This window comes from Wolbachia endosymbiont of Kerria lacca (assembly GCF_051602725.1).
Classification (GTDB): domain Bacteria; phylum Pseudomonadota; class Alphaproteobacteria; order Rickettsiales; family Anaplasmataceae; genus Wolbachia.
In genome coordinates this window covers 173,118-199,060 of record NZ_CP192272.1, presented here as the reverse complement: position 1 = coordinate 199,060, position 25,943 = coordinate 173,118, and the positions used below count along the sequence as shown (strand labels likewise).

Sequence of the window (25,943 nt, the reverse complement as noted above, 5' to 3'; positions counted from 1 at the left end):
TAGTAAAACACAAACAAATTAAAGCGATGGCATAATAACTAGCAATAAAGAGTATTTAAATTACTAACTTAATATCTAAGCAGCTATTCTATAACTACAATTTTCGATTTCTACATTGTTAAATGTGGTATTTGCCTTATAAGAACAGTAACACCCTACTGTAAGAAAAGCTAATGCAGCTACAGCAAGCGAAATACACATTGCTAAATGAAGAATTGTTAGACTTGTACCAACAGCAAGTGCTCCAGATAATACAAAAGAAACAGAAGCATAATTACCTTGCCTTTTACTGTAAGTTCTTGCTTTCAAGAATTTTTCACTTAGCTCTTCATTCTTGCTTTCAAATTGCTTCTGTAGACTCTTCTCTAGTACTTCACTTTTGTTTTCAATTTCTTGCAGCTTTGTCTTTAAGTCGTTATTTTCATTTTCGCGTTGCATTATTTGATCAGCGAACGATTGTCTTGCATCATTCAGCTGCCCTTCCAACTGATCATTTTGTGTAGTCAATTGAGCTACCCGACCATTTAGCGTATCAGCAACCTGTGTTAATCGGGTTACTTCATCAGTTTTATCAATTAGACCTTGCTTTGCATCATCCAGCCGCCCTTCCAATTGATTGTTTTGTATAGTCATTTGATCTACTTGATCTTTTAGCCTTCCAATCTCTTTTTTCTTCTTTTCAAGCTGAGCTCTTGCTTCATTAGATTCTTTGCTAAGTTGCATGACTTTACTAGTTTCTTCAGCTAATTTTTGCTTTGATGCTACAAGTTGAACTTCTGTTTGCTCACATTTCCTTTCAAGCTCCCTTGCTTGACTAGACAAATTACTATTTTCCTGTTCAAGTTGAGCTTTTACTTCCCTTAGCCCTCCCTCACTCTCTCTGAATTGAGCTCTAGCATCCTTTAGCTCTTTTTCTGCACATTCTACCTTTTCTTCTAGCTTAGTTTTTGCTTTCTCAAGCTTCTTCAGTTGATTAGTCAGATTACTATTCTTTCTTTCTAATCCAGCATTTGTTTCTTCAAGTTTTTCTACAGTACCGTTAAGCCTAGTTACTTTGCTAATTTGCTCATCCAACTCTGCTTTGTTTTCTGCAAGCTGATCTTTTGTCCCTTTAAATTCTGCAGTAAGTTTATCTACTTGATCATTGAGTTGATTAGTCTTCTGTTGTTCTTGTGTTAATTTTCCTTTTTCATCATCTAACTCTTTAGTTTTTCCAACCAAACTTTGTTGTATACTATTTAACCTTCCCTCTAGTTGAATTTTTTCATTAGTAAGCTGAGCTACTTTTTGTTTTCCTTGTCTAAATTCCTCTTCTAAATTTGGAGCACGTTGAATTGGTATCTCAGAAAGCTTAATGCCTTCATTTTCTTCTCTGACTTCTTCAAAGAATTCCTTATCATCCACATCAACATATGACAAAACTGCATGGTAAAATAGGCCACAAATATAAGCAATATGACGATACTTAGATGCTTCGCTATCCGATTTAAATTTTTCCTGCTCTATTTTCTCAATAAGGTTATAATAGGTATCGATTTTATGATAGTGTAGTTCTAAATACTCCAGAGTTTTACCTGTTTCTAATTTTAATGGTTTACCTACATGTTTATAGTGCATACCAGCATTACCATGTGGCAAACATGGTACCGGATCTGATTGACAAGCTACTCTAATAGTATTATGTCCAAGACACTCATTGTAAACTTCAGCAGCACCATTGTAGAACACTCTTGGAGAGCCAAAAGTTGCAACATGAACATCTTCAGCACCTTCTGTTTTATTAAGACATAAAGCAGTTATACTAGCAAGAGCACCTCCCATGCTATGGCCTGTAACATTGATTTTTAAATCTTTGATTGCTAATCCTTTATCATTAGCATGCCCTTGTAATATTTTATGTACGCTGGGCCAAGAACGTTTGAATAGAGAGTAAAAACCAGAGTGAACATAATTATCTCCAGACAAAAATGGCAACTTAGTTAAAGAAGCACGCAGATCTTCCTTCACATCATTTAAATCACGAGTGCCATGGTAAGCTATATCTACTTCGTTATCTTTAATAAAAATATAACCAGCATCTCGATTATATGAATTTTTACCAGTTAAAGCATAGCCAACATCGTGTTGCTCTAATTTATAATCAACATCTGAGCAATATTTATCTTCAATAAGTTCATTATCGTAAAATCTTATAATCTGATAACCTTCTTCTTCAAACTTCCTTTTAGTTTTGTATTTACCTTTCTCTAATTTTCTATCCACATCACCATAGGAAATTTTGCTAAAGGTACACATTTTCCATAATTTTTCCTCATCAAATTCTGCAATTTGCCCTTTTATCAGATCAGCAAGGTCAGAAGCATCCTTTAACTCAGCACCTTTAAAATCTTCTATCTTCTTCCATGCTTTAACTAGGTCAGAAGTTCCTAGCCCATTAAGGTCAAAACTTTGAGCTTCTAATTCGTTCTTAAATGGTTCTAGTGCCTCAATTACGCATTCTTTTATTTCATTATCATCAATATGTACAATACTATCGCTAATAGAATCCATACTTTGATCATGAGTAATACTTGGCATATTTTTTACCTACTATTTTAGTATATCATTAATTAAGCATTTGATCAAATTTATCAATAAAACTATTAAAATTTTCTTATTTTAAACGAATTTAGTTCATTTTATCACACTTAAGACTTTTGTTTGTGACAACTGCTGTATTTGCAATCTTATCGTGCCAAGTTTGGCAGCGTTTATCGAAACTTGCCCATATGAAACCCAAGAATAATGGTGCAGTTGACAATATGAAGGAAAAAAACCTCTTTGTTGCTTGTTTCAGAGTCAATTTTTCAAAAGTTTGTGCATTCACAACTCTAAGTCCAAGTAAGAATTTTCCAGGTGTAGCGCCAAATCTTATCCACATATATGCTACATAACTAAAAAGCATAATAAATTGAACTATCTGATTTAGAACTAGTAACTTTATTAGTTTACTCTGCATTGCTGTTTCCTCTGCAGATAGTGGCACCTGCATTTGATATTTTGCAGCAATTTGGCCTAATATTTTACTGCTCTCCGAGCTCATAAAGAGTTGATTTAAGGCCTGACCGCAAAACTGTAAAAATAAAACGATGATGATTAAATCAAGCAGCACTGACAAATAGCGTCTAAGTCCCGTTACGTAACATATTCCATTTTCATCTTTCTTTATCCTTTGAATAGCATTTATAGAAGAAAGAATGGCAAATGAACGATTAAAAAACTTGTGTAACATAAAGCACTTTCCAATGTTTGAGTGCCCCTGGCCGGACTTGAACCAGCATGCTCTTGCAAGCAACAGATTTTGAGTCTGCCGTGTCTACCATTCCACCACAGGGGCCTATTTTAATGCTATAAGCAACACAGGATTAGTCAAATTTTTTCTCTTTTAAGTCGAGATTGAATATTCTACAATAATCAATCATTACTCTAAAAACTTAAAATGAATGAATTAGTTAACCTTATTAATTCAAGAGAAGAAATATGTAAATTGCCACATAATTTAGAAGCAGAGCAAATGCTCATTGGTGCAATGATTCGTGATAATAGAATTTGTGATGCAGTTGAAGATATAATTGCAGCAGACAATTTCTACGATCCACTACATCAAAGCATTTTTACCCAGATATCTAAAACCAGAAAACACGGCATAGTTGCCAATGAACTAAGCCTTAAGATGTTTTTTGAAAATGATAAAGCATTTGCCGAATGTGGTGGAGTTGAGTACCTAGCAAAGCTTGCAGCGAAGGCAAGTATTGCTCTTGATATCTATAGCTTGACCAGAATAATCCGTGATACTTATTTAAGAAGATGCTTAATCAAGCTCGGACAAGAGACAATTGACGATAGTTATAACTATGACATCGAAAATCCTGCAAAGGTACAAATTGAGCAAGCAATGACAAAATTGTTCAATTTAGCAGTAAAAAAGCAAGGTGAGAAAACATACATAAAGCTTGCAAGTTCAATTAAAGATGTGGTTGAGAAGATTAGCAAGCTGAAGAATAACCCAGAGGCTCTAGGTATTACAACCGGACTTCAAGATCTAAACCAGCTTCTTGGTGGTTTGCAGAAATCTGATCTGTTAATTATAGCTGCAAGGCCCTCAATGGGAAAGACAGCATTGGCACTGAACATCGCACTTAACGCTTGTAAGATTTTGCAAAAAAGAACAGATAAACAACACTACGTAGCTTTTTTCTCACTTGAAATGTCAGCAGAGCAATTAACCGCAAGATTGATTACTATAGATTCAGGCATTGGTTATTATAAGGCACTGACTGGGAGAATTAGTGATTTTGAATTACATGAATTCATTAATGCTAGTACAGATCTATCAGAATTACCTTTCATAATAGACGATACTCCTGCTCTATCAATTAGTGCCCTTCGTACCAGAATACGACTGCTATATCAACTATACAATGTAGAGGTGGTATTTATAGATTATCTGCAATTAATTCGAGGAACAACAAAAAGGAGTAGTGAAAATAGAGTGCAAGAAATCTCAGAAGTGACGCAGGGTTTAAAAGCAATTGCAAAGGAACTAAATATTCCCATTGTTGCACTATCACAGCTCTCTCGTTCTGTTGAGCAAAGGGATGATAAAAAACCACAACTTTCTGATTTACGTGATTCAGGAAGCATAGAGCAGGATGCAGATATAGTAATGTTCCTCTATAGAGAAGAATATTATGAATTAAGAAAGCAACCAAATGAAGGAAGTAATAAACATCGAGAGTGGCAAGAGAAAATGGAGAAAATTAGAAATATTGCAGAGCTGATCATTGCAAAACAAAGAAACGGGCCAATTGGCAGTGTGAAGCTACATTTTGACTCCAATAGAGGTGCATTTAAAGATTATACAGAAAGATATAGTCTGTAGCGGTTTTGAGTAATTCTGGAAGTGTTTAACAAACCATACGTGCCAAATTAAGAAGCTATCGTGAAACATAGCAATATTTAAGATTGGCATTTTATTTGTTACATTTATTTTTTTAGGAAATTCTTATCTAGGATAAGATGATTTTTTAGAAAGATCTATAAATTACTAACCTTATTACTTAATATATAAAATAGTTTTTTCTTATTTCCTTTCTTCCTTACGCCACTTTTTCTTAACTTGATGCGTATGGTTTATTTAACACTTCCGATATACAACTAAAAAATAGCAAATTCTCTATAACTTGAATATAATTTTAGCTTTACCTAAACAGAAAGATGAATTACTTAATGGATTTTGTTTTAATATCTCTTTCCTTGCCACTTTTTATTACTGAGAATTATTTGTTAATTACTGCGTTGATCCCACTTTTAAGTGCATTAGCTATTTCTTTTACTAGTAAATGGCCCAGAGTGAACAATAGCATTACTGTTGTTTCTTCTATGCTTCTATTTGCGTATACATCTCTATGCACTTTATATTTGGTGTATGGTGATCATTCTCAATTTATTCTCATGGACTTTGGTAATAATTTGCATATTAGTTTAAAGTTAGAGTCTAGTGGAGCAATATTCAGTTTATTAATATCATTTTTGTGGGTACTAACCAGTATATATGCAATATGTTATATGCGAAATAACTATGCTGATAGTAACTACTCGAGTTTTCTATGCTTTTTTTCAATAGCGATTAGCTGTGCAATGTTTATTGCTTTTTCTGGAGATTTGCTCACTACATTTGTCTTTTACGAGCTTCTAACTATTAGTACATACCCTCTGATTACTCACAACTCAACAAATGAATCAGTAATTGCAGGACGCTATTACTTTGGTTTACTATTTTTCTCTTCTTTAGTGTTATTTTTTCCTGCAATAGGTCTCTTATATAATGAATTCCATACTTTAGACTTTGTAAGAGGTGGAATATTCAAGTTTGATACTTCGTTCATAACTTTTATTGCAGTGTGTTTTGCTATGCTGATTTATGGAATAGGAAAAGCTGCATTAATGCCAATGCATTTTTGGTTGCCAAAAGCAATGGTTGCACCAACTCCTGTAAGCGCACTACTACATGCTGTTGCTGTTGTGAAATCAGGAGTGTTCATCATCATCAAAGTTATATTATACACTTTTGGCATCGATAATATGCAACGTTTTGCACAGCAAAGTTGGTTTGCTGGAGGATGGCTTCCGTACGCTGCTGGATTTACTATTATTACTGCATCGTTAATTGCATTAAAGCAAAAGGAATTAAAGAAATTGCTTGCTTATTCTACTATCTCTCAGTTGTCATATATTATATTGTTCGCTTCAATTTTTAGTGAATTTAGCATGAGGATTGCAATTTTTCAATTAGTTTGCCACGCATTTGCAAAAATCACTTTATTTTTCACTGCTGGAGCAATAATAACGAAAACAGGTGAGAAATACATAGATAGAATTCACGGTATAGGACGTAGTATGCCAATTAGTATGATAGCATTTACTATAGGTGCATTGTCCATGATAGGGGTACCACCTGCTCCGACTTTTTGGAGCAAATTTTTCATTTTTCAAGCTGTTTTTAACTCTAGTAATGTAACACTTTCTGTATTTGTAGCTCTGGTGTTAATTGTCAGTACTATACTCAACGCTCTATACTTCTTACCGATAATTTACAATGCCTTTTTCTTAAAACCTTCTAGAAATTATTTTATTAAAAAGACACCAATGCTTCTAATTTTACCTCCAGTTGTTACTGCTGTATGCACTTTAGTTATTTTTTTAGCTACCAAGTAATTTTTTAAATGTAATCAGCTGTATTTATAGCCGTTAACAATAAATTTAAATGGTATTATACCAGTTAGAGTTGCTTTCATGTTTGATAAAGTAAAGCTAACCTCCACAGCATAGTCTTTCATTTTCTTATTTTGCTCAGCTGCAAAAAGTACAGTGGCATTTCCAGCAAATTTAACTAAGTCCTTGATCGATCGGTCAATAGATAGTGTTGTTACGTTTATGTTGGTAATTTTTTTTGTGGATGAAACAGCTTCATTGTTTACTTTTTCCTGAAAGTCTTGATAGATTTTATATATAGAATTGTTTTTTATAAAATTTTCTTGATACTTTGATTCAACGATCTGAGAGGACTCGTATGCTTCGACGTATTGACTTACCAAGTACCTTGCTATGGAAGTGTATTCATCTTCTTTTTCACTAAAACTAAGTTTATGTATTGTAGAAAACTCATCTTCTGTGTGGTTCGTGTACTTCACAAAATTTAAATCTTTTTTAACAGGAAGTAATAGGTATATGTTTAGTAATGATAAAAATAAACATACTAAGAGAAGTAACGTTATTAACGCCATCCAAGATCTTTCTACAACGCAGAACAGGTATCTGTGGCAATACCATTCTACTGCTTTCCTGAAATAACTTTTGTTTTTTACTGATTCAACTTCCATAACCTAATTATAATAACTCTAAAAAAACTTTAAAATATGTCTAAATTTTCCAAAATAGTATGAATGATTATATCACCTTGTTCTGCAATAAGATGCAATTTATCAATTTTCTTCACATCTAAATTTATCATTTTTATACTGAAGCTTTCAGGATCATAAGTATTACTTTCTGCACTTTTGTGATAATTATAGTAGTGTAATTTATTTTGATCATCAAAATAACCAAATTCATCAGCAAGGGTTCCCACTTTTCTGCCTTTACCGTCTCTGACTAGCTCAAATAGATCAATTACATGGTTTTCAGATCCAGGCTCAATAAGACCTTCTACAGCAAAAAATTTAGGTGCATGACCAACATACTCCTTAAATTTTAGATTATTAGTCTTTTTTACACTACCAAAATCCACGAATTTATATTCATCTGAAAGATCAGAATATTGTGGATCATACTTTTTATATTCAAAAAACTCATTACCTAAAAAATTACAAAACGTTAGTTTATAGTCATCATGATTGAGTTTAATAACTTTAAGATAATGAAAATCTCTAGGAATCTTTACTTCTTCTTTCGTAATATGATTAAGTATGACTAACTCGCCACTGAGCATGCGATGGCCAATTTTTGGCAAAGTAGCTATATTGATTGCCTTATTGAGCTTAAAATTTGCTTCATAGATACCACTTGACAGCTCCTTCCCTTTTTCTAAAGTGACGTCTTGGTCTAAAGCTGTATTCTTGAGTAAACTCAATTCTTTCTGCATGTTCAATATGGTTTTTGTTAAAACTTCTATTGATTGCCATAAAGTTAATTTATTATCAGTCAAACTATATACTTTAAGTATTAAATTATCAGGATTTTATCATGAATTTATGTTAAAAGTATTATATTTTTGTGTCATGATGTTAACTACATTAGCTAAAACATGCTTTTTATCTAAGCGAAATTGCTTTGCAGCAACGAAAAGTTCATCTATTTCTTTCCATTGACTTAGCAAAATTTCAACATTATTTACTTCTTTCTTTATACTTTCTAAAATGGAGGTTTGAATGATATGTGATGCTAGTTCTAGCTCAATTTCACTATTAATTATTTTATTAACTATATCAGAATTATTTAGATTACGGAAAAATGTATAAAAATGCTTATGTGACTCATAAGCACCACTGTTTATTGCATTTATTATTACTCCCGGAGTTCCAGGAAACAAAGTAATGATCTCACTAAATATTTTATTGTCGAATTTACACTGAGATGAAACAACCTGCTTTGTTTCATCGTAAGTTAACGGAAGTAAATTCAGCTGAAAGCACCTACACCGGATGGTGGTTTGTATATCATATAGTTTATGGCTAATTATAAGTATTTTAGAATTTTGTGGCGGCTCCTCTAATATCTTTAATATTGCATTTTTAGCATTGCTAGTCATTGCCTCCAAGCTATCTATTATAGCTATCTTATATTCTGATTGAATGGGGCTTAGGTACAGAAAATTTTTCATTTCTCTCACCTTTTCCACTCCTATTGTATCACCTTCAACAATGTGTAAGTCTAATGCTACTTCATCGTAATTTTTGATAAGAAACCAATTAGAAAAGGATTGTGCAAGTGTTGCTTTTCCTATGCCTTTTTTACCACAGATCAGCCAAGATTGAACAGACAAGTTGTTCATTATCTTTTTTTTTGCTTGGTTGTGGCCTATCACCTTTTTCATTCTTTCTCCTATAGATCTTAGTTTGAAAATTCGTTATTTATTGTTTGTAATGAAATTTTACCTTTTCTTAAAACCTTAATCTTGTCTCCAGTTAAGTCAATAATAGTAGATTCTATACCAGAAACTAATTCATCATCTTCAATTACTGCAGATAAGTGTTGCTTAATAGACTGAGGTATATCTCTTGCTTTGCATATACTTTTTTCTCCTGAAATGTTAATACTAGTTGCAACTACTGGAGTTTTCAGTTCATTTAATATTGAAATCGCAATAGGATGATCAGGAATTCTTATGCCTATACTATCTTTAAAGAACTCATTTGGTAATATACTGTTATCTTGAAGTGGTAAAATATAGGTCATTGGTCCAGGAGAAAAGTAGTTTATTAAATTGATATATTCTTCTTTTACCTTTGCTATATTTGTCAAACTATCAACATCACTAACAAATATAGAGAGTGGCTTGTTTTGAGAACGCTTCTTTATCCGGTATATTTTTTCTATAGATTCTTTACCTAGCGCATTACAAGCAAGAGCATATACTGTCTCTGTTGGAAAGCATGCTAACAAATTATTTTTTATTGCATTTATTACTTCAAATACCATATAGCTAAAACTTATGTCTACAATAGCTCTGGGTTTACAGTTATCTCGCTATATGGTAGCAATTAAGATACCGAAATGGCTACTGTTGTATACTTACAGTAAATTTTATTAGCAACTGCTCGTTTTTACAACAGATTTACTACAATCCGAACTCCTCATTGATTTTATCGACTATCGTCTGTGGTGGATCATCTCCCCATCCTGAATATAAAATCTCTCCATAATCTGCAACATCTATAGAGCCAGTTCTACTTTTTGCCAGAAACATTTCTCTTTTATCTTTATCAACTAATACATAGTGCCAAGCTGATCTTCCTCGATCTTTACCACGAACTAGATATATGAGATCTGATCTACTTCTTCTTGTTGCATCAGCAAAGGATCTTTCATTGATAGTTCTGCTTTTACTCTTTATGCCGCCACTTTCAGAAAAAGCTTCCTTGGCTTCAGCTTTTTTGTTTGCCAATTCAGAAATTTTTCCTTTTGCTCCTAGTGCATGTTCTTTGGTATTTTGAGATGAATACTTACTGGAAAAACCTCCTCTTGTCTCATTAGAAGTCCTATTTGTAAAACGCTTAGTAAACGAGTTATCGTTATCATTTTCTGCCATAAAAGTCTCCAAATTTTAGATTGTAGAATCCAAATTTTTACTACACCCTATCATAGGTTAGTTAAATTAATATAAATGAAAGATAATATAGTAATTATTACAGGAATTACAGCCTCAGGTAAATCAGAATTATGCGATAACTTGATAAAAAAGCATAAAAACATTAGCATAATAAACTGTGACTCAAAGCAGGTATACAAAGAGATTCCCGTAATTACTGCTCAACCACCAAAGCAGAAAGAATTTTATAGGCTATACGGTTATGTTTCAGCAAGAGAAAATTATTCCGTAGGTTTATGGATAGAGGATTTAAATAGGGAAGTTAACAACGCGCTGAAAAATTCACGAATACCGATCATCACTGGAGGAAGTGGGCTTTACATTAGCAGCTTAATCAAGGGATTATCATCGATTCCACAAATAAGCCAGGAAGTGAGAGAAAACGTAAATGAACTTAGAAAAAATTTAAGTAAAGAGGAATTCTACAAATTAGTGCTAAGCAAAGATCCAAGGATTCAAGGTAAAATATTTATTAATGACTCACATCGCCTCTCAAGAGCACTTGAAGTTATCACTGAAACTGGCAAGACAATCTTTGTATGGCAAGAAAATAGACAGCCTCCTTTGTTCAATAATTTTAAGGTATATACAATTCTACCTAAACGTGAGGATATATACCGAAAAATAAATTCTCGTTTTATTGAAATGGTTGAAAATGGAGCAATTGATGAAGTAAAAAACCTACTTAGCATGAACCCATCTCCACATTTGCCAGCTATGAAAGCACATGGAGTACCAGAAATTATAAGATACTTAAAAGGGGAGATTACTTTAGACGAAGCAATACAGATTGCTCAAACAAACACAAGGCATTATGCAAAACGCCAGTACACTTGGTTTAAAAATCAATTTCCGAATTCTCAAGTGATTGACTGTGCAAATAAATTGACAGAATTTGGAATATTTTGATTATTATGTATTATATTGCTATGCCTATGCAAACTTTTCTTGATAGTATTAAACTTTTTTCTTAAAGAACTTTCATCATTGCCTAAATTGTGATTATTAAATTCTTTGTAAAAATATTCTTACTTATGAAGCGCTACTATACCTGTAAGAGCCTTTATCACTAAATGAACTATATCACGCAATATTTCATCCTAAATTTTTCTATATTCTCTCACTAATCTTGTAACCACAATCTCCACTTTCATATCCTTGTATAGCTCTTCTCATAATAGTAGGAACAAGATAAGATAGTGATTTAGTGTAACAAGAAGGTAAAAATGCCAGCAGCGTACAGTTATGACTTAAGGAAAAAAGCCATTCAGGCGTTGGATGAAGGAGAGAGCAAAACAGCAGTAGCAAATTTTTGGCCCTCTCTAATAACTTCAACATCACTAAATTCAAGGGATTGGCCTTCTATTATTTGGAATCTTTCATGTCCTTTTCCTGCAACTAGCAGAATCATATTTTCATCATGTGCTATATTTATACCTTTCTCTATAGCTTTTTTTCTATCTCCTATCTCCAGTGCATCAGGGCAATGTAACAAAATATCGTGACGAATTTTCCCCGGATCTTCATCGCGCGGATTGTCATCTGTGACTATAACTTTACCTGCAAGCATTTGTGCTATTTTACCCATCTCTGCACGTTTTGTTTGATCACGATTCCCGCCACAACCGAACACTAGAACTATCTTTTTATTGAAGTGCCATTTTAAAGACAACAGAGCTTGTTTGAGTGCACTTGGAGTATGAGCGTAATCGACAAATGCAAAAGTGTTCACTTTTTCCATTCTTCCAGATGGAGAAGCGAGTTTATCTATACACATTCTTTGATAGTCCATACCAGATGAAATAACTATACCGATTGCACACAACAAATTATATGCTTGAAATTGCCCAAAAATCGGAAAAAATGCGTTATAAATTTCATCACCGATTTGAATTGTCAGGTATTGACCATTGGCAGTGGGTATCTGCTTTAATAAAGTAATGTCAGAGTTTTTTTTTCCATAGGTTATAACTTTGTTGCCACGCTTTTCAGCTATGTTGAGCAACTCTCCATATTCGCCTATATCTGCATTTAAAATCGCTGTTTTTTCTTTTGGCAATACCTCATCAAACAACCTTTTCTTGGCCTCAAAATACTCATCGATACTTTTGTGATAGTCCAAATGATCTTGAGAGAAATTAGTAAAAGCTGCAGCATTGAGCCTGAGTCCATGGATTCTGTATTGATCGATTCCATGGCTTGAAGCTTCTAATGCTAAGTGTTCTACGTTCTTATTATTTATGTCACGCAATGTGGAATAAAGATCATCTGCACTTGGCGTTGTAAGGCTATTATCTTTTCTATTATTATTGACACATGTTCCCAGTGTTCCTATAGACGCTACATTATCTTGCCAAATCTGGCGACAAAATTCCACCACTGAAGTTTTACCATTCGTACCAGTTACAGCAGCAACATATTTAGGTTGTTTGAATTGATAAAACCTGCTGACTATTTCACTGTATATTCCTTGAGGGTCCGAGTGGTAAAGCACTACAAAACTTGGAGTACTTGTCATTCGAGTAGCGGACACTGGAATCCAGTTTTCATTATACAATTGTCTAGTATGCTTGTTTACAATTAAATTTTCTGGATCCCAGTGTCTGAGCACTGGGATGACATCTTTCTTGGCCCCTTGTATTACAACGTCTACACAGTTGTGTACACATCCATTAGGAAGACATGTTACGTGTTCTTTACTCCTTTCTGACACACAAACAAAAAGGTAACCTTCTTTAACTCTCTTAGGATTACATGTGACGCCTTTGATTTCAATATCAAAGTCAGCATTTACAATGTTATGCAGTAGCTCTTTCAGTCTCACAATCATCTTTAACACTTGAACATGGCAGTCTTATTAATGCAGTATTCAAGTCAAAAATCAAATCTTCAGGATCTTCTAGTCCGCAAAATATTCGCACAAAACTTCCACCATAATCTGAATTCATTACAGATCTTGACATAGATCTATGTTCTATTGGTAATATCAAACTGTCACATCCTCCCCAAGAAGCACCGATGCCAAAAATTTTCATGTGATCAACCATGCAGCTTAGTTCCTCACATGAATATTCTCTATCGAGTACTATACTAAATACGCTACTTGCCCCTTTGAAATAACTTTTCCATAAATCATGCTGAGAATAGGAAAAAAGTGCGGGGTATAAGACTTTTTTGATTTTTGGATGTTTTTCCAGCCACTTTGCTACTTGCATTGCTGTACTTTGATGCTTCCTCATGCGTGTTTGCAGTGTTCTAAGTCCCCTGTGTGCAAGGTAACAGTCATGCGATTGAATGGTGACTCCATAATTTTTATAGCTCTCATAAAGCAATTTAAAAATTTTACCTTCAGCAACCATAGCTCCCATCACTAAATCTGAGTGACCGGCTAGATACTTTGTCACCGCGTATAGTGCAACATCAATTCCATAATCAAGCGGCTTAAACAACAAAGGAGTGGCCCATGAATTGTCACAAACGGTTACGATTCCACGTTCTTTAGCAACTTTTACTATATGCTCTATATTTGAAATCTCAAACGTTATAGAACCAGGAGTCTCAATCATGATGAGTGAAGTATTACTCTGAACTAAATCAGTTATATCCTGTGTCGGATTATAAAAAGTTACTTCTACTCCTCTTTTTGGTAGCTCATTTTCGGCAAATCTCTTTAGCCTATAATAACTATTATCTTGTATCAGGACATGTGAACCTGCTTTAGTGAAAGTCAAAATAGCAAAAGTAAGTGCAAATAATCCAGAAGGGTAGATGAGTGCTTGTCCCCTACCCTCAATTTCAGCCAGTGCATTTGAAAAATAATGAACAGTAGGCGTACCAACATTACTGTAACTGTAATCCCTTGCAACACCATCATTGATCACATCATATATACTCTCCCCATTCGCTGCACTTAAGTAATCCTTGTAAGTAGGAAATAATATGGTAGAAGAATGATAAACTGGTGGGTTCATCGATCCTTTATAATCATTAAATTTTCTTCCTGCTTTAACTAATAAAGACTCTTCTCTCACGTTTCTACTATTTATTTTTTAGATTGTATTCGCTTTGCGTATACAAGTGAAGAGAAATCGCATGTAATCGCTCTATTTCACTCTTTAATAATTCATAGATCAATTTATGCCTCTTTAAAGAGCTCATTCCAGAAAAGTCGTTAGATATTAATACTAATTTGATATGTGAAGGTAGTGTCGAAGAAGAAACAAAATAATGATCTACATGCTTTGCTGATTCATCGATAATATTAATATCAATTACACCTATTGAATCGCGTAATTTTTCTTCTATTGTCTTAATAATATCCACAATAGTTCCTTTAAGCAACAATACGCTCCTCTTGTCATCCCACAGTATCTGGGCACTGGGATGACAATCGAATTACTTATTCTCTTCTTTATTATCCATGTCTTGATAATCAGAATCTACTACTTTTTCTTCCTCATTATTTGTTGTGGATGAGCTTTCTCCACCTTGTTGTTGTTGAGATTCCTTATACATAGCTTCTCCAAGCTTCATAGAAAGTTGAGAAAGATTAGTAACCTTCTGTTGTATTGAATCAGCATCATCAATATTATCAGACTTACTAACTTCCTTTAATTCATTAACTGCATTCTCAATAGCAGATTTATCTTCTGGAGAAATTTTATCACCATATTCTGTCAAAGATTTTTCTGTAGAATGAACTAAACTATCCGCTTGATTCTTCACTTCAATAAATTTCTTACGCTTTTCATCTTCTTGTGCTTTTTCCTCAGCTTCTCTCACCATCCGATTTATTTCATCCTCCGATAAACCACCTGAAGACTGAATACGTATTTTTTGCTCTTTTCCAGTAGCTTTATCCTTTGCAGAAACATGCGCTATTCCATTTGCATCTATATCAAATGTCACCTCAATTTGAGGAACCCCGCGAGGAGCAGGTGGTATTCCTTCTAAACTAAACTGACCAAGCAGTTTATTATCAATCGCCAATTTTCTTTCACCTTGATGTACCTTAATTGTAACGGCTGTTTGGTTATCTTCTGCAGTTGAAAACACCTGAGATTTTTTTGTGGGAATAGTAGTATTACGTTCAATAAGTGGAGTGAACACTCCCCCTAGAGTTTCAATACCAAGAGAAAGTGGAGTTACGTCAAGTAGTAATACATCTCTTACATCACCTTGAATGATTCCCGCCTGTATTGCAGCTCCAATTGCTACAACTTCATCAGGGTTAACCCCTCTGTGTGGATCTTTGCCAAAGAATTCTTTAACTTTCTCTATGACTTTTGGCATACGAGTCATGCCACCAACAAGAACTACTTCACCAATTTGACTAGCAGACAAACCAGCATCTTCAAGAGCTTTTTTGCAAGGAATTATAGTCCTTTCAATTAAATCATTCACTAAACTTTCAATCTTTGCTCTTGTTAGCTTCATATTTAAGTGTTTTGGGCCACTTGCATCAGCTGTAACAAACGGTAGATTTACTTCTGTTTCCATTGCACTTGACAATTCTACCTTTGCTTTTTCTGCAGCTTCTTTGATTCTTTGCATAGCCATTGGATCGTTTTTCAAATCAATGCCATTACTTTTCTTGAATTCACCCAGTAAATAATTTACTACTGCATTATCGAAGTCTTCCCCTCCAAGGTGAGTATCACCATTTGTAGCCTTTACTTCAAAAACTCCGTCACCTATTTCAAGAACTGAAACATCAAATGTACCACCACCAAGATCATACACTACTATTGTGTGTCCGTGCTTTTTATCAAGACCATAAGCAAGTGCTGCAGCAGTTGGTTCGTTAATTATTCTGAGGACATTTAATCCAGCAATTTTTCCTGCATCTTTTGTTGCTTGACGTTGAGAATCATTGAAGTACGCCGGCACTGTTATCACAGCATCCTTTACTTCTTCCCCAAGATAAGCCTCAGCTGCTTCTTTCAGGTTTTGTAGTATAAATGCACCAATTTGACTAGGAGAGTATTCTTTACCATCAGTTGTTTTAACCCATGCATCACCATTTTTTGCTGCAAATACCTTATACGGTACACCTAGATTCTTCATTTCAGGATCGCTATATTGGCGACCTATCAATCTCTTAGTTGCAAAAAAAGTATTATTTGCATTGGTAGTTGCTTGCCTTTTTGCTGGAGCACCAATCAACCTTTCTCCAGACGAAGTAAATGCAACTATAGACGGAGTAGTTCTTGCTCCTTCTTTATTCTCGATTACTTTTGCATCCTTGCCTTGCATTATTGCAACACAAGAATTTGTTGTTCCAAGATCTATACCTATTGCTCTTCCCATAATGAATACTCCCTTTTAAATATTATCTGATGTAAAATATATAAGTATAAAACTCGTTAATTACAAGTCCCGTTTAGTTGTTAGAGCCCAAAAGGCGCGAAAGCCATTTAGTTAACCAAAAGTTGCCCGGTAGTTTACCAGCTTCTTTATCCCTGCTATTCACAATTCGACATCCAGAATTCTGCAATGGCTTATAATCATTAAAATTAATATGGTCTCCTTGCTTTAAAATAAATGTATCTGCATCTAAACTATTATCAATACTAACATTTAATGTAATATTGAACTCTTTTTCGATTGTAGAAACCATATCACGCTTATTATTAAAAATGTGCGCTATAACTGCACTGCGTGCTATTAAATCAAAGGACTTATTTTGATTTTTATTAGCAATATGTTGCAAATCCCTTAGTATCGATGCAACAACCACTTCGTTTGATTTCACTCTTCCAATACCTTTACAGTGTAAGCACTCTGTAGTATTAATTTCCTGTATATTTGGTTTAATTCTTTGTCTTGAAAAGACCATTAAACCAAAGTCATTGATAAAGCTAAATTGAACTTTAGCTTTATCATCTTTAAACGCCTGCTTGATAGCAAATTCAACATTTTTACAATACTCAAGTTTCAACATGTCAATAAAATCAACAACTATTAACCCTGATAAGCCCCTGAGATTCGCTTGCCTTGATATTTCAGATAATGCCTCCATATTAGTTCTATAAGCTGTTTCTTCTATGTTATCTTCTCCTGTCATTTTCCCTGAATTTACGTCTATTGAAACAAATGCCTCAGTTAAGGTTATCACCAAAGACCCACCAGATGGCAATTCTACTCTATTGCTATATAATTCAGAAATTTGATCTTCGACTCGATAGTAAGTAAAGATTGGAACAGAACCTCTATATAATCTAGGACGCAATTTTCCTTGTAACACATTTTTAGTGTATTTTCTTACCGCTTCACAAACTTCTCTATCAGATACTATAATTTCTGTATCATTACTACAAAAGTCACGTACAGATCTCATAACTACATCTGCTTCGTTGTAAATTAATGATGGAACATTTAAAGAAGAGAAGTTTTGCTGAATATTTTGCCATAATAAGGTCAAATTATTGTAATCTTGCTCAATTTCTTTCTTACTTTTTCCTGCACCAACAGTTCTTACTATTAAACCTGAGCCTTTTGGTAAATTTATTGAATTTAATATATCCTTTAACTGTTTTCTAACGTTGGTATCTTCAATTCTGCGAGATACTCCACCCCTACTTATGGAATTGGGCATGAAAACACAGTATCTACCGACCAAAGTTACGTATGTTGTAAATGAAGCTCCTTTATTTCCTCGTTCTTCCTTAGTTAATTGAACTAATAACTTTTGATTTACTGAAATCACATCTTGTAACTTATATTTTCTATGTAAAGGTACCCCCCTCACAAAACCACTGCTGGATTCATTACTAGCTGTAGAATCTAGGCCTTCTTCTGTGCAATTATCATTTGAACAGTCCACACCGCTCGAATAGTCTTCATCAGGGAAAATTTCCTTCTCTTTTTCTGGAATATTAAAGTAATTTAGAGATATCTCAGAAAAAGACAAAAAACCTTGCTTATTTTTTCCATACTCAATGAACACGGCCTGCAAAGCAGGCTCTATACGCTTTACATAAGCAACGTATATATTACCTCTTAATTGTTTTTTTTCCTTGAATTCTTGTTCAAACTCTACAACCCTACCATTAACTAGTAGGGCAACCCTTACCTCGTTAGAACAGGTAGTACTTTCTATCAACAATAACCTTTTGCCATCACTCACCACTTATTTACCGTCTACTTTCCATTCTGAAATGTTCTTATACTACTTAATATATTATTGATTGTCAAGAATTTTGCGACCTGCATTATTGGGTTGACTTTCAGTGTTTTGCGTTCTAAACTTGCATAGAGTTTATTATATCACTAACAATTATGGCGAAAAAAAATGCTTCTTTGCTTGTCAAGCTAGTTAGCACTGCAACTAAAACAACAAAAACTGGAGAAGAGAAACTAACAGGCTATTTTTGTGTAAAAAAACGTAATCCTAAGAACCTTCCCAAAAAGCTCGAGTTTAGGAAGTATGACCCAGTGGTCAGAAGACACGTATTATTTAAAGAAGAAAAATTAAAGTAAGTTTATTGTTATATATAGTTTATAATCAAGTTATACTCTAATAATAGAGCTCAGAGATATAATGGAAGGGAAGGTGAAACTCATAGTGTTGATCATTACACAATTAATAAACATAAAGTATAAAACACAGAAAACGCTCTAAAACCTAAAGTGTCACACGTTAGTAGGTCAAAAATCTAAGGGTTTTCCTTAGAGGGTTTATTGGACTAGATCGGATCAATATATAAACGTAAAAATAACCTGAGCTTGCCTAATATAAAAAGGTTCATGTAATTTGAATACAGAGTAAGCAGTAAAATGGCAAAATAAAATAGATAAAAAAATAGAAGTAAATGCAGACACTGATTTTTCATAAATCAAAAGGTGTGCTAAGAATTCCAGCATCACGTGTATAGCCGTGCGGACATTGTGGTAATTTGCGTAGTAGAAGGTGTCATCCCAGTACTTGATACTGGGATGATATACTTCTGGTAGATAATGTCGGTATAGTTGTGATTGGAATAGAAAGCACTAAGTTTGCAATGCTACCTGAATAGATAAAAGAACTCATTACTCAGTGAAACAAGACTTGAAATTTTGTGCAATGCTGCTGATTATATCTAGATATGCATCCTTTCCAGGCTCTACATCTGATCCAATAGGATCAAGAATCACCATTTTTACGTCACTAGAAAAGACATTAGGCTTTATGCTATCCTCTCGTGAATGAGAAACAATACATTTAACGTTTTCCTCTTTCATTACCTTTTTTAATTTCATTAAACTCTTCATACCTATGTAAGAATCTTCTTCTATAGAAAGAATGGCGCTTGGATAACTTAAATCAAAATATTTTTCGAAGTATTGATAAGCATCGTGAGTAACTATGTATTTTTGATTTTTTAACTCATCCAATTCTTTCGTAATTTTTTCTACTTCTTGGTCTATCTTTCTTATAGCCTCCTCTGCGTTAGTATTGTATCGATAGGCATTTTCTTTATCTATATTAGATAATGTTGCACTGATAGAAAGTATCATACTTTTTGCATTTTCAGGACTCAGCCAAATATGCAAATCTTTTTCATCTTGAATGTGACTAGAAAATGAATGTGTTCGAGCAGGAAGTAGATCGATTGCACTTGATAGCGGTATTAACTTCTTATTTTCTTTAGCGAAAGTTTTAATGAATGTTTCCAAAGAATCATCGATATAAAATATAATATTGCTAGATTCTAATTTACTTGCGTCTGAAGGCCTGAGCATGTAGTTATGTTCAGACACTACTTCGTACATTAGTAGTTCTGGCTTTGAAATTCCATCTGTAACAGAAGCTACAAGTGAGTGTATAGGTTTGATTGTAGCTACAATTTTTAAATTGGATGAAAAGGCACTATTGTAGTATAATGTAAATGAAAGTAATAGAAAAAAAAACAGTAAATGTCTCATATAAATGTTGAGAAGAAGTCAATTTTTGCCAAAAAATTAAGTAGTGTCAATAACTGCATTCTAAAAATAGAAAACCTTACTCTTTCATACGATAATAAAAAAGTTCTTGATAATATCAACATATCAGTACAAAGAGGAGATATAGTTACAATACTTGGTCCAAATGGCGGAGGTAAAACCTCTTTAGTGAAAGCAGTTGCTGGTATAAATAAAGGTTTTATTGGCAGTATTGTATTCGCTGACAATATAAAAATTAGCTATATGCCACAAAATTTTAGTATTGGTAATTTGATGCCAATAACAGTTGAGTCTTTCCTTTTCAATAGCTCCTCGAAGAAATTGAAGAAAAATCAACCCATTGTTACAGAAGCAATAGAATTGGTTGGTATCGGTAACATCCTAAAAAATCAAGTATTAGAAATCTCTGCAGGACAAACACAATTACTGCTGCTTGCACGCTGTTTAATTTCAGAATCTGATTTGATCATTTTAGATGAGCCAGTCAGTGCAATGGATATTAACGCACGATCTAAATTTTATGATATTATAAATAAAATCGCAAAAGAACGATCAGTGTCGATTCTCATGACTTCTCATGACCTTAACTCTGCTCTACCATCCTCAGATTACATAATTTGCATAAATAATACTATCTATTATCAAGGTAAACCTGATGAAATTATGGAGATAAATGAAATATTTGGCAGTTACGCAGCGAAATGATTCAAAATATTCTACGTCTTCTGCAAATAACTACAGTGCTAACACGCTACAATGTGTTACCTTATTTACTTCCACCATCAAAAAAATCAATAAATAAAATACAAGGTCATAAACTAAAGCGTGCTCTTGAAAGATTAGGTCCGGTGTTCATTAAATTTGGGCAATCCATTTCATCACGCACTGATATTTTAAATGAGGACATAACAAATAACTTGCTATTGATATGTGATAGATTGCCATCATTTTCGTATAAAATAGCAGTTAAGACTATAGAAAGTGAGTTTAATTGTAAATTAAGCGATATTTTTTCAAGTTTTTCTGAAAAGCCAATTGCAGCAGCATCAATTTCTCAGGTGCATAGAGCAGTTACAATTGAGGGTAAGGAAGTTGCTGTAAAGGTTTTGAGGCCAAATATTGAGAAAACATTCTCAAGGGATATAAAAATGCTTTCTTGGCTTGTAGAAATTGCAGAAAAATTTAGTGAACAATCAAAAAGGCTGAAGCCAGTTGAATTAGTCAAAACTTTTGCTGAAATTTGCCGATTAGAGTTAGATCTACGCTTTGAGGCTGCCCACTCTTCGGAACTGAAGGAAAATACTAAACATGACAGAGGTTTCTACGTACCTGAAATAGATTGGAGTAGAACTTCAAAAAAGGTTTTAACATTAGAATGGATGGAAGCTATACCAATATACGAAGTTGAAAAGCTGAATAACCGAAAGCAAATAGCTATCAATCTTATAGAATCTTTTTGTAATCAGGTATATAGGGATTGTTTTTTTCATGCTGATATGCATCCTGGAAATTTAATGATCGATAGTAATAACAATATTATTGCCCTGGATTGTGGAATCATGGGTAGAATAGATCGTGAGACATGCTATTACGTTATAGAGATACTCAAAGGCTTTTTAAATAGGGATTATGATCACGTTGCAAAAATGCACTTTAGAGCCGGTTATGTTCCATCACAGCATAGAAATTTTGTTACAGCTTGCAGAGCAATAGGTGAGCCCATTGTTGGACAGCCTATACAGAAGATTTCATTTGCTCGATTACTTACTCAGCTACTAAAAATAACTGGTGATTTTGATATGAAAGTTCAAACACAATTGTTATTGCTGCAGAAAACTATGATTTTATTAGAAGGAACATGTAGGAAAGTCTATCCAGAAATCAATATGTGGAAAGTAGTTGAAACATGGATAAACAATCAACATGAAAGTAAAATAGGGTATAGGGAAAAAATTAAAAGCTCTTATCCCATAAAAGCAATTCAGGGAATATTTAGCCTTATAGAAAAATTAAACCTAATAGCTGACAAAAAATTACAGGTGAAAAATAAATCAAATGGAAAAGCCTACTTTTTACTTTGGTCTGTAATTATAATTCTCATCGTTAAACTTTTAATTTCTTGAACTAAAAGATAATAAAAGCAAGTTTACAATCAACTATTTAAGTCTTGAAACCACTCAGGTTCACATTCACTCGAATTATCAAGGTATTTTCAGGATGTACAAAAATTTTCAGAAGAGTTTAGACAGGAAGTAAAAACCTTAACTCTATCTTAAACTGATAACATTACCAAATTCAGTGCTTATCACATCACTCAGTACTGTACTTGCTTTATATGAACAGTAGCATCCAATTGTAAGGAAGACAAATGCAGCTACAGCAAGTGAAATACATATTTCTAAATTCGATATTGTTAAACATGCACCAATAGCAAACGCTCCAGATAACACAAAAGAGGCAGAGGCATAGTTACTTTGCCTTCTATTATAAATGTTTGCTTCTGAAAGTTTTCTGTTTTTGTTCTTTAAGTCTTGATTTTGAGCTTGAAGTTCTAATCTCTCTTGCCTAAAATCCCTTTCTAACTGTGAAATTTTGTTAGTGTCTCTTGTTCTTTCACTTACAACCCTACCCAACTCTTGCTCTTTTTTTTCTAAGTTGAGTTTTTGTTCTTTCAAGATCATCTCTAAGGTTTTCAAGTTGACTTTTTTCTCTAGTAAGTCGAGCTACTTGATCAGTGAAAGTGTTAATCCTTGTTTGCTGAGCTGATCTTTCCTGCCTAAAATCCCTTTCTAACTGTGAAATTTTGTTAGTGTCTCTTGTTCTTTCACTTACAACCCTACCCAACTCTTGCTCTTTTTTTCTAAGTTGAGTTCTTGTTCTTTCAAGCTCATCTCTAAGGTTTTCGAGCTGCTGCAATTCTTGAGCAATCAAATCGTCGTTTATTTCCGGGGCAACATTATGTACATTTGCTGAAGGCTGTTCCATACTTGCAGGAAATTTCTCATTGAGATAATTTTTAATAGATTCAATTGGATTATTAACATTCCTCAACAGAGCAATGACAATTTCACTATTTATGAAGCAGTTATCTTCCACTAATTCTTTTACATCATCCAAATCTTTTTTATTAATAACATCAGTTAATCGCTCCTTCATAACTTGCTCAATTATTTGCTTCACCCATGGATTTTGCTCTATAGCTGGTATCGGTTTTATTTGATTAAAATCTAGGTCTTTATGTTCTAAAAGTTTAGTCAATACTTCCTCGTTATCTTGTGTTATTCCTTGTAAACATGATTTGATAATCAGGCTAAGCAGCGTTTCTATTTCTCCATTGAAATTTCTTTTCCAGCAATTAGGGTTGAATTCTTCATTTAATAGTCTTTTTGCTTCATGGAAATTTCCATGAGAAAGAGCATTCAATAATTGTTTTCCTGTTTGTGCTTTTTGTATTTCTTTTGTAAGATGTGAAAAATCTTTCTCCTGCTCTCTCCCAATTTGTTCAATATATTCTTTAGGAGTGTAACTTTTTCTGCTCCCATAACGATCTTCATAATCATTTCTAATGACTGGATTCAATTCAGGATGTCTAAGTAACATCTGTACGAAACTCCTATTTTCCATACGAAAAGCTAGATGTAGAGCTGTATTGAGTTCTTTAGCTTCTTGAATATTAACATTTAAATTCTGGTGCTGTAAAAGCAAAGTCATCATTTTTAAGTTTGTAGGACTATCATCACCACCCATGATAATAGTCATTAATGGTGTATATCCCTCATCAAACGCATTAACATTCGCACCTTCTGCTAGAGCTCGCTCAAAATCTCCTAGATTTTCATCATCAATAGCTTTAAATAATTTTGTTGTTGATTGTCCTGAAGTTGTTTGATTTTGAGTTCGTAATCCTACATCACTAACAACCCTTCTTCTAAAATCTACATTACTTCCCGAAAGCATACTAAATTCTCCTCAACCTATAATTTATTAACATAATTATAAAAAAAACAAAGAAAATTGCAAGTAATTTAGTTAAAAATTTTAGAACTAATTATGATTCCAAAAATTTTTCTGCATCAAGTGCAGCCATGCACCCTGTACCTGATGCAACTACTGCCTGGCGATATACCTTATCTTGAACATCGCCAGCGGCAAACACCCCTGCCCTACTGGTTAGAGTTGTTCCAGGTTTCGTAATTATATAACCTTGCTGATCCATTTCAACAAAGCCCTTAAAAATACCTGTATTTGGCGCATGCCCAATTGCAATGAACACTCCATCCACTTTTAATTCCTGAACTGTATTGGTTTTCGTCGATTTAATTGTAATGCCAGTAACTTTTTTTGGATTTTCTTCTCCAAGAACCTGTTCTACGGTATGATTCCATATTACCTTTATCTTATCATTTTTAAAGAGCCTGTCTTGCATTACTTTCTCTGCTCTTAAGTTATCACGCCTGTGTATCAGTATAACTTCCTTAGCAAATCGAGTTAAAAATATTGCTTCTTCAACAGCAGTATTTCCACCACCAACCACAGCTACAACTTTATTTCTAAAAAATGCACCATCACAAGTTGCGCATGCCGAAACTCCGTAACCTTGAAATTTCTTTTCACTCTCCAGGCCAAGCCACTTCGCTTGCGCACCAGCTGCGATTATAATTGCATTCGAATAGTAGTCACTAGCATTACCACAAGATCTAAATCTATACTCATTAGAATCCTCAAGTTGTTCTACACTTTTTATCTCATCGTCTATTATTCTTGCTCCCGCCTTCTCTGCATGCAACCTCTTTTGTTCCATGAGTTCTGGACCTTGTATAGAAATAAAACCTGGATAGTTTTCAACATCCGTAGTAATTGTAAGCTGACCACCAGGTTGCATTCCTGTTACTACAATTGGCTCTAAATTTGCACGTGCTGCATATATAGCAGCAGCATAACCCGCTGCTCCAGATCCAATAATAAGAACTTTTGTACTCAATTTATAATTCTGCACTGTGTGAGTTTAGATAATCAGCCACTCCTTCATCGCTTGCCTGCATCCCAGGCTTGCCTTTTTTCCACCCTGCTGGACATACTTCACCATGCTCTTCATTATGTTTTATTGCATCAATGATTCTAATGAATTCATCGATATTACGCCCTAAAGGAAAATCATTTATCGATTGATGACGTACAACAAATTTATCATCAATAACAAAAGTTGCTCTTAGTGCAATTGAGTCATCATATAAGACCCCATAGTCTCTTGATATAGACTTTTTGATATCAGACACTAAATTGTAGCTAACCTCTCCAATACCACCATCATTAACTGGAGTGTTTCGCCATTTATAATGTGAAAATTTTGAATCTATACTTATTCCTATCACTTCAACATCACGTTTTGAAAAATCTTCTATTTTGTTGCTAAATGATATCAACTCAGTTGGACAGACAAAAGTAAAATCAAGTGGATAGAAAAAAAGGATAGCATACTTATCCTTTATATGTTTACTTAAACAGAAATCATCAACTATTTTTCCACTAGCAAGAACAGCCGAAGCAGTAAAATCGATAGCGGATTTTGTTACAAGATTCATAACTAACCTATTCATTCTTAATATTTATA

The 25,943-nt window shown here is 33.8% G+C and carries 23 protein-coding genes and 1 tRNA gene; 6 read left to right on the top strand and 18 right to left on the bottom strand.

Features of this window, described 5'->3' with window-relative positions; translation table 11 throughout:
* Window positions 1-75: 75 nt before the first annotated feature.
* From ACQ4M0_RS00955 to ACQ4M0_RS00945, 3 genes are all read right to left on the bottom strand, one after another.
* On the bottom strand, window positions 76-2,577 hold the full coding sequence (locus tag ACQ4M0_RS00955; RefSeq protein ID WP_213863714.1) for a lipase family protein: 2,502 nt from the start codon (window positions 2,575-2,577) through the stop codon (window positions 76-78).
* Window positions 2,578-2,668: 91 nt separating this feature from the next.
* Window positions 2,669-3,271, bottom strand: coding sequence for an RDD family protein (locus tag ACQ4M0_RS00950; RefSeq protein WP_007302723.1), 603 nt, complete (start codon window positions 3,269-3,271; stop codon window positions 2,669-2,671).
* Between the two features lie 22 nt (window positions 3,272-3,293).
* Window positions 3,294-3,376, bottom strand: a tRNA-Leu gene (locus ACQ4M0_RS00945).
* Window positions 3,377-3,478: 102 nt separating this feature from the next.
* Here ACQ4M0_RS00945 and ACQ4M0_RS00940 point away from each other — a divergent pair.
* Together ACQ4M0_RS00940 and ACQ4M0_RS00935 are read left to right on the top strand one after the other, a co-directional pair.
* Window positions 3,479-4,921, top strand: coding sequence for a replicative DNA helicase (locus tag ACQ4M0_RS00940; protein ID WP_438456477.1), 1,443 nt, complete (start codon window positions 3,479-3,481; stop codon window positions 4,919-4,921).
* Between the two features lie 335 nt (window positions 4,922-5,256).
* Window positions 5,257-6,756 carry a proton-conducting transporter transmembrane domain-containing protein gene (locus ACQ4M0_RS00935; RefSeq protein ID WP_372436128.1) on the top strand — a complete coding sequence of 500 codons (1,500 nt, stop codon included), beginning with the start codon at window positions 5,257-5,259 and terminating at the stop codon, window positions 6,754-6,756.
* A 14-nt stretch (window positions 6,757-6,770) separates the two neighbouring features.
* Here the strand turns inward: ACQ4M0_RS00935 and ACQ4M0_RS00930 are convergent, their stop codons facing one another.
* From ACQ4M0_RS00930 to ACQ4M0_RS00910, 5 genes are all read right to left on the bottom strand, one after another.
* Window positions 6,771-7,421 (bottom strand): VirB8/TrbF family protein, encoded by a 651-nt coding sequence (locus ACQ4M0_RS00930; RefSeq protein WP_254229674.1) that lies wholly within the window; start codon window positions 7,419-7,421, stop codon window positions 6,771-6,773.
* Window positions 7,422-7,450: 29 nt separating this feature from the next.
* Complete coding sequence (locus tag ACQ4M0_RS00925) at window positions 7,451-8,245, bottom strand: hypothetical protein (protein ID WP_438456476.1); 795 nt, start codon at window positions 8,243-8,245, stop codon at window positions 7,451-7,453.
* Window positions 8,246-8,281: 36 nt separating this feature from the next.
* Window positions 8,282-9,133: a DNA polymerase III subunit delta' gene (locus ACQ4M0_RS00920; RefSeq protein WP_438456475.1), complete on the bottom strand. Its 852-nt coding sequence runs from the start codon at window positions 9,131-9,133 to the stop codon at window positions 8,282-8,284.
* A 17-nt stretch (window positions 9,134-9,150) separates the two neighbouring features.
* On the bottom strand, window positions 9,151-9,738 hold the full coding sequence (locus ACQ4M0_RS00915) for an L-threonylcarbamoyladenylate synthase (RefSeq protein ID WP_007302717.1): 588 nt from the start codon (window positions 9,736-9,738) through the stop codon (window positions 9,151-9,153).
* A 139-nt stretch (window positions 9,739-9,877) separates the two neighbouring features.
* Window positions 9,878-10,348 (bottom strand): hypothetical protein, encoded by a 471-nt coding sequence (locus ACQ4M0_RS00910; RefSeq protein ID WP_019236353.1) that lies wholly within the window; start codon window positions 10,346-10,348, stop codon window positions 9,878-9,880.
* Window positions 10,349-10,423: 75 nt separating this feature from the next.
* On the opposite strand from ACQ4M0_RS00910, the gene miaA reads away from it, so the two are divergent.
* The gene (gene miaA, locus ACQ4M0_RS00905) at window positions 10,424-11,317 is read left to right on the top strand and encodes a tRNA (adenosine(37)-N6)-dimethylallyltransferase MiaA (RefSeq protein WP_019236354.1); all 894 of its coding nucleotides are present in this window, start codon (window positions 10,424-10,426) and stop codon (window positions 11,315-11,317) included.
* Window positions 11,318-11,675: 358 nt separating this feature from the next.
* Here the strand turns inward: miaA and ACQ4M0_RS00900 are convergent, their stop codons facing one another.
* From ACQ4M0_RS00900 to ACQ4M0_RS00880, 5 genes are all read right to left on the bottom strand, one after another.
* A complete protein-coding gene (locus ACQ4M0_RS00900; protein WP_438456660.1) occupies window positions 11,676-13,238 on the bottom strand; it encodes a Mur ligase family protein in 1,563 nt (520 codons plus the stop codon).
* Entirely contained in the window at window positions 13,207-14,439 is a 1,233-nt protein-coding gene (metC, locus tag ACQ4M0_RS00895) for a cystathionine beta-lyase (protein ID WP_438456474.1), read from the bottom strand. Before metC ends, ACQ4M0_RS00900 begins: the two co-directional genes overlap by 32 nt.
* A gap of 7 nt (window positions 14,440-14,446) precedes the next feature.
* The gene (locus ACQ4M0_RS00890; protein ID WP_012481743.1) at window positions 14,447-14,731 is read right to left on the bottom strand and encodes a BolA family protein; all 285 of its coding nucleotides are present in this window, start codon (window positions 14,729-14,731) and stop codon (window positions 14,447-14,449) included.
* Window positions 14,732-14,803: 72 nt separating this feature from the next.
* Entirely contained in the window at window positions 14,804-16,717 is a 1,914-nt protein-coding gene (gene dnaK / locus ACQ4M0_RS00885) for a molecular chaperone DnaK (RefSeq protein ID WP_438456473.1), read from the bottom strand.
* Window positions 16,718-16,790: 73 nt separating this feature from the next.
* A complete protein-coding gene (locus ACQ4M0_RS00880; RefSeq protein ID WP_438456472.1) occupies window positions 16,791-18,539 on the bottom strand; it encodes an Rne/Rng family ribonuclease in 1,749 nt (582 codons plus the stop codon).
* Window positions 18,540-18,688: 149 nt separating this feature from the next.
* Between ACQ4M0_RS00880 and rpmG the strand changes: the two genes are divergently transcribed.
* Window positions 18,689-18,889, top strand: a complete 201-nt coding sequence (rpmG, locus tag ACQ4M0_RS00875) for a 50S ribosomal protein L33 (protein WP_012481745.1) — start codon at window positions 18,689-18,691, stop codon at window positions 18,887-18,889.
* A 549-nt stretch (window positions 18,890-19,438) separates the two neighbouring features.
* Here the strand turns inward: rpmG and ACQ4M0_RS00870 are convergent.
* Complete coding sequence (locus ACQ4M0_RS00870) at window positions 19,439-20,314, bottom strand: zinc ABC transporter substrate-binding protein (RefSeq protein WP_007302707.1); 876 nt, start codon at window positions 20,312-20,314, stop codon at window positions 19,439-19,441.
* Between ACQ4M0_RS00870 and ACQ4M0_RS00865 the strand changes: the two genes are divergently transcribed.
* Window positions 20,306-21,037, top strand: a complete 732-nt coding sequence (locus ACQ4M0_RS00865) for a metal ABC transporter ATP-binding protein (RefSeq protein WP_019236357.1) — start codon at window positions 20,306-20,308, stop codon at window positions 21,035-21,037. The two genes, ACQ4M0_RS00870 and ACQ4M0_RS00865, sit on opposite strands and share 9 nt — an antisense overlap.
* A complete protein-coding gene (gene ubiB, locus ACQ4M0_RS00860; protein WP_438456471.1) occupies window positions 21,034-22,455 on the top strand; it encodes a 2-polyprenylphenol 6-hydroxylase in 1,422 nt (473 codons plus the stop codon). Before ACQ4M0_RS00865 ends, ubiB begins: the two co-directional genes overlap by 4 nt.
* Window positions 22,456-22,599: 144 nt before the next feature.
* Here the strand turns inward: ubiB and ACQ4M0_RS00855 are convergent, their stop codons facing one another.
* The 4 genes from ACQ4M0_RS00855 to ACQ4M0_RS00840 all read right to left on the bottom strand — a co-directional run bounded on the left by ACQ4M0_RS00855 (window position 22,600) and on the right by ACQ4M0_RS00840 (window position 25,914).
* The gene (locus tag ACQ4M0_RS00855) at window positions 22,600-23,007 is read right to left on the bottom strand and encodes a TomO hydrophobic C-terminal domain-containing protein (protein WP_438456470.1); all 408 of its coding nucleotides are present in this window, start codon (window positions 23,005-23,007) and stop codon (window positions 22,600-22,602) included.
* On the bottom strand, window positions 22,958-24,289 hold the full coding sequence (locus ACQ4M0_RS00850; RefSeq protein WP_438456469.1) for an ankyrin repeat domain-containing protein: 1,332 nt from the start codon (window positions 24,287-24,289) through the stop codon (window positions 22,958-22,960). The genes ACQ4M0_RS00855 and ACQ4M0_RS00850 overlap by 50 nt, the downstream gene beginning before the upstream one ends.
* 91 nt (window positions 24,290-24,380) lie before the next feature.
* Window positions 24,381-25,328: a thioredoxin-disulfide reductase gene (gene trxB / locus ACQ4M0_RS00845; RefSeq protein WP_438456468.1), complete on the bottom strand. Its 948-nt coding sequence runs from the start codon at window positions 25,326-25,328 to the stop codon at window positions 24,381-24,383.
* Window positions 25,315-25,914 (bottom strand): peroxiredoxin, encoded by a 600-nt coding sequence (locus ACQ4M0_RS00840; protein WP_438456467.1) that lies wholly within the window; start codon window positions 25,912-25,914, stop codon window positions 25,315-25,317. Before ACQ4M0_RS00840 ends, trxB begins: the two co-directional genes overlap by 14 nt.
* Between the last annotated feature and the right edge of the window lie 29 nt (window positions 25,915-25,943).

Bases quoted from the DNA above. Each gene is read 5' to 3' on its own strand.
- ACQ4M0_RS00955 (WP_213863714.1), bottom strand. From the start codon at position 2,577: ATGCCAAGTATTACTCATGATCAAAGTATGGATTCTATTAGCGATAGT.
- ACQ4M0_RS00950 (WP_007302723.1), bottom strand. From the start codon at position 3,271: ATGTTACACAAGTTTTTTAATCGTTCATTTGCCATTCTTTCTTCTATA.
- ACQ4M0_RS00940 (WP_438456477.1), top strand. From the start codon at position 3,479: ATGAATGAATTAGTTAACCTTATTAATTCAAGAGAAGAAATATGTAAA.
- ACQ4M0_RS00935 (WP_372436128.1), top strand. From the start codon at position 5,257: ATGAATTACTTAATGGATTTTGTTTTAATATCTCTTTCCTTGCCACTT.
- ACQ4M0_RS00930 (WP_254229674.1), bottom strand. From the start codon at position 7,421: ATGGAAGTTGAATCAGTAAAAAACAAAAGTTATTTCAGGAAAGCAGTA.
- ACQ4M0_RS00920 (WP_438456475.1), bottom strand. From the start codon at position 9,133: ATGAAAAAGGTGATAGGCCACAACCAAGCAAAAAAAAAGATAATGAAC.
- ACQ4M0_RS00915 (WP_007302717.1), bottom strand. From the start codon at position 9,738: ATGGTATTTGAAGTAATAAATGCAATAAAAAATAATTTGTTAGCATGC.
- ACQ4M0_RS00910 (WP_019236353.1), bottom strand. From the start codon at position 10,348: ATGGCAGAAAATGATAACGATAACTCGTTTACTAAGCGTTTTACAAAT.
- miaA (WP_019236354.1), top strand. From the start codon at position 10,424: ATGAAAGATAATATAGTAATTATTACAGGAATTACAGCCTCAGGTAAA.
- ACQ4M0_RS00900 (WP_438456660.1), bottom strand. From the start codon at position 13,238: ATGATTGTGAGACTGAAAGAGCTACTGCATAACATTGTAAATGCTGAC.
- dnaK (WP_438456473.1), bottom strand. From the start codon at position 16,717: ATGGGAAGAGCAATAGGTATAGATCTTGGAACAACAAATTCTTGTGTT.
- rpmG (WP_012481745.1), top strand. From the start codon at position 18,689: ATGGCGAAAAAAAATGCTTCTTTGCTTGTCAAGCTAGTTAGCACTGCA.
- ACQ4M0_RS00865 (WP_019236357.1), top strand. From the start codon at position 20,306: ATGTCTCATATAAATGTTGAGAAGAAGTCAATTTTTGCCAAAAAATTA.
- ACQ4M0_RS00870 (WP_007302707.1), bottom strand. From the start codon at position 20,314: ATGAGACATTTACTGTTTTTTTTTCTATTACTTTCATTTACATTATAC.
- ubiB (WP_438456471.1), top strand. From the start codon at position 21,034: ATGATTCAAAATATTCTACGTCTTCTGCAAATAACTACAGTGCTAACA.
- ACQ4M0_RS00850 (WP_438456469.1), bottom strand. From the start codon at position 24,289: ATGCTTTCGGGAAGTAATGTAGATTTTAGAAGAAGGGTTGTTAGTGAT.
- ACQ4M0_RS00840 (WP_438456467.1), bottom strand. From the start codon at position 25,914: ATGAATCTTGTAACAAAATCCGCTATCGATTTTACTGCTTCGGCTGTT.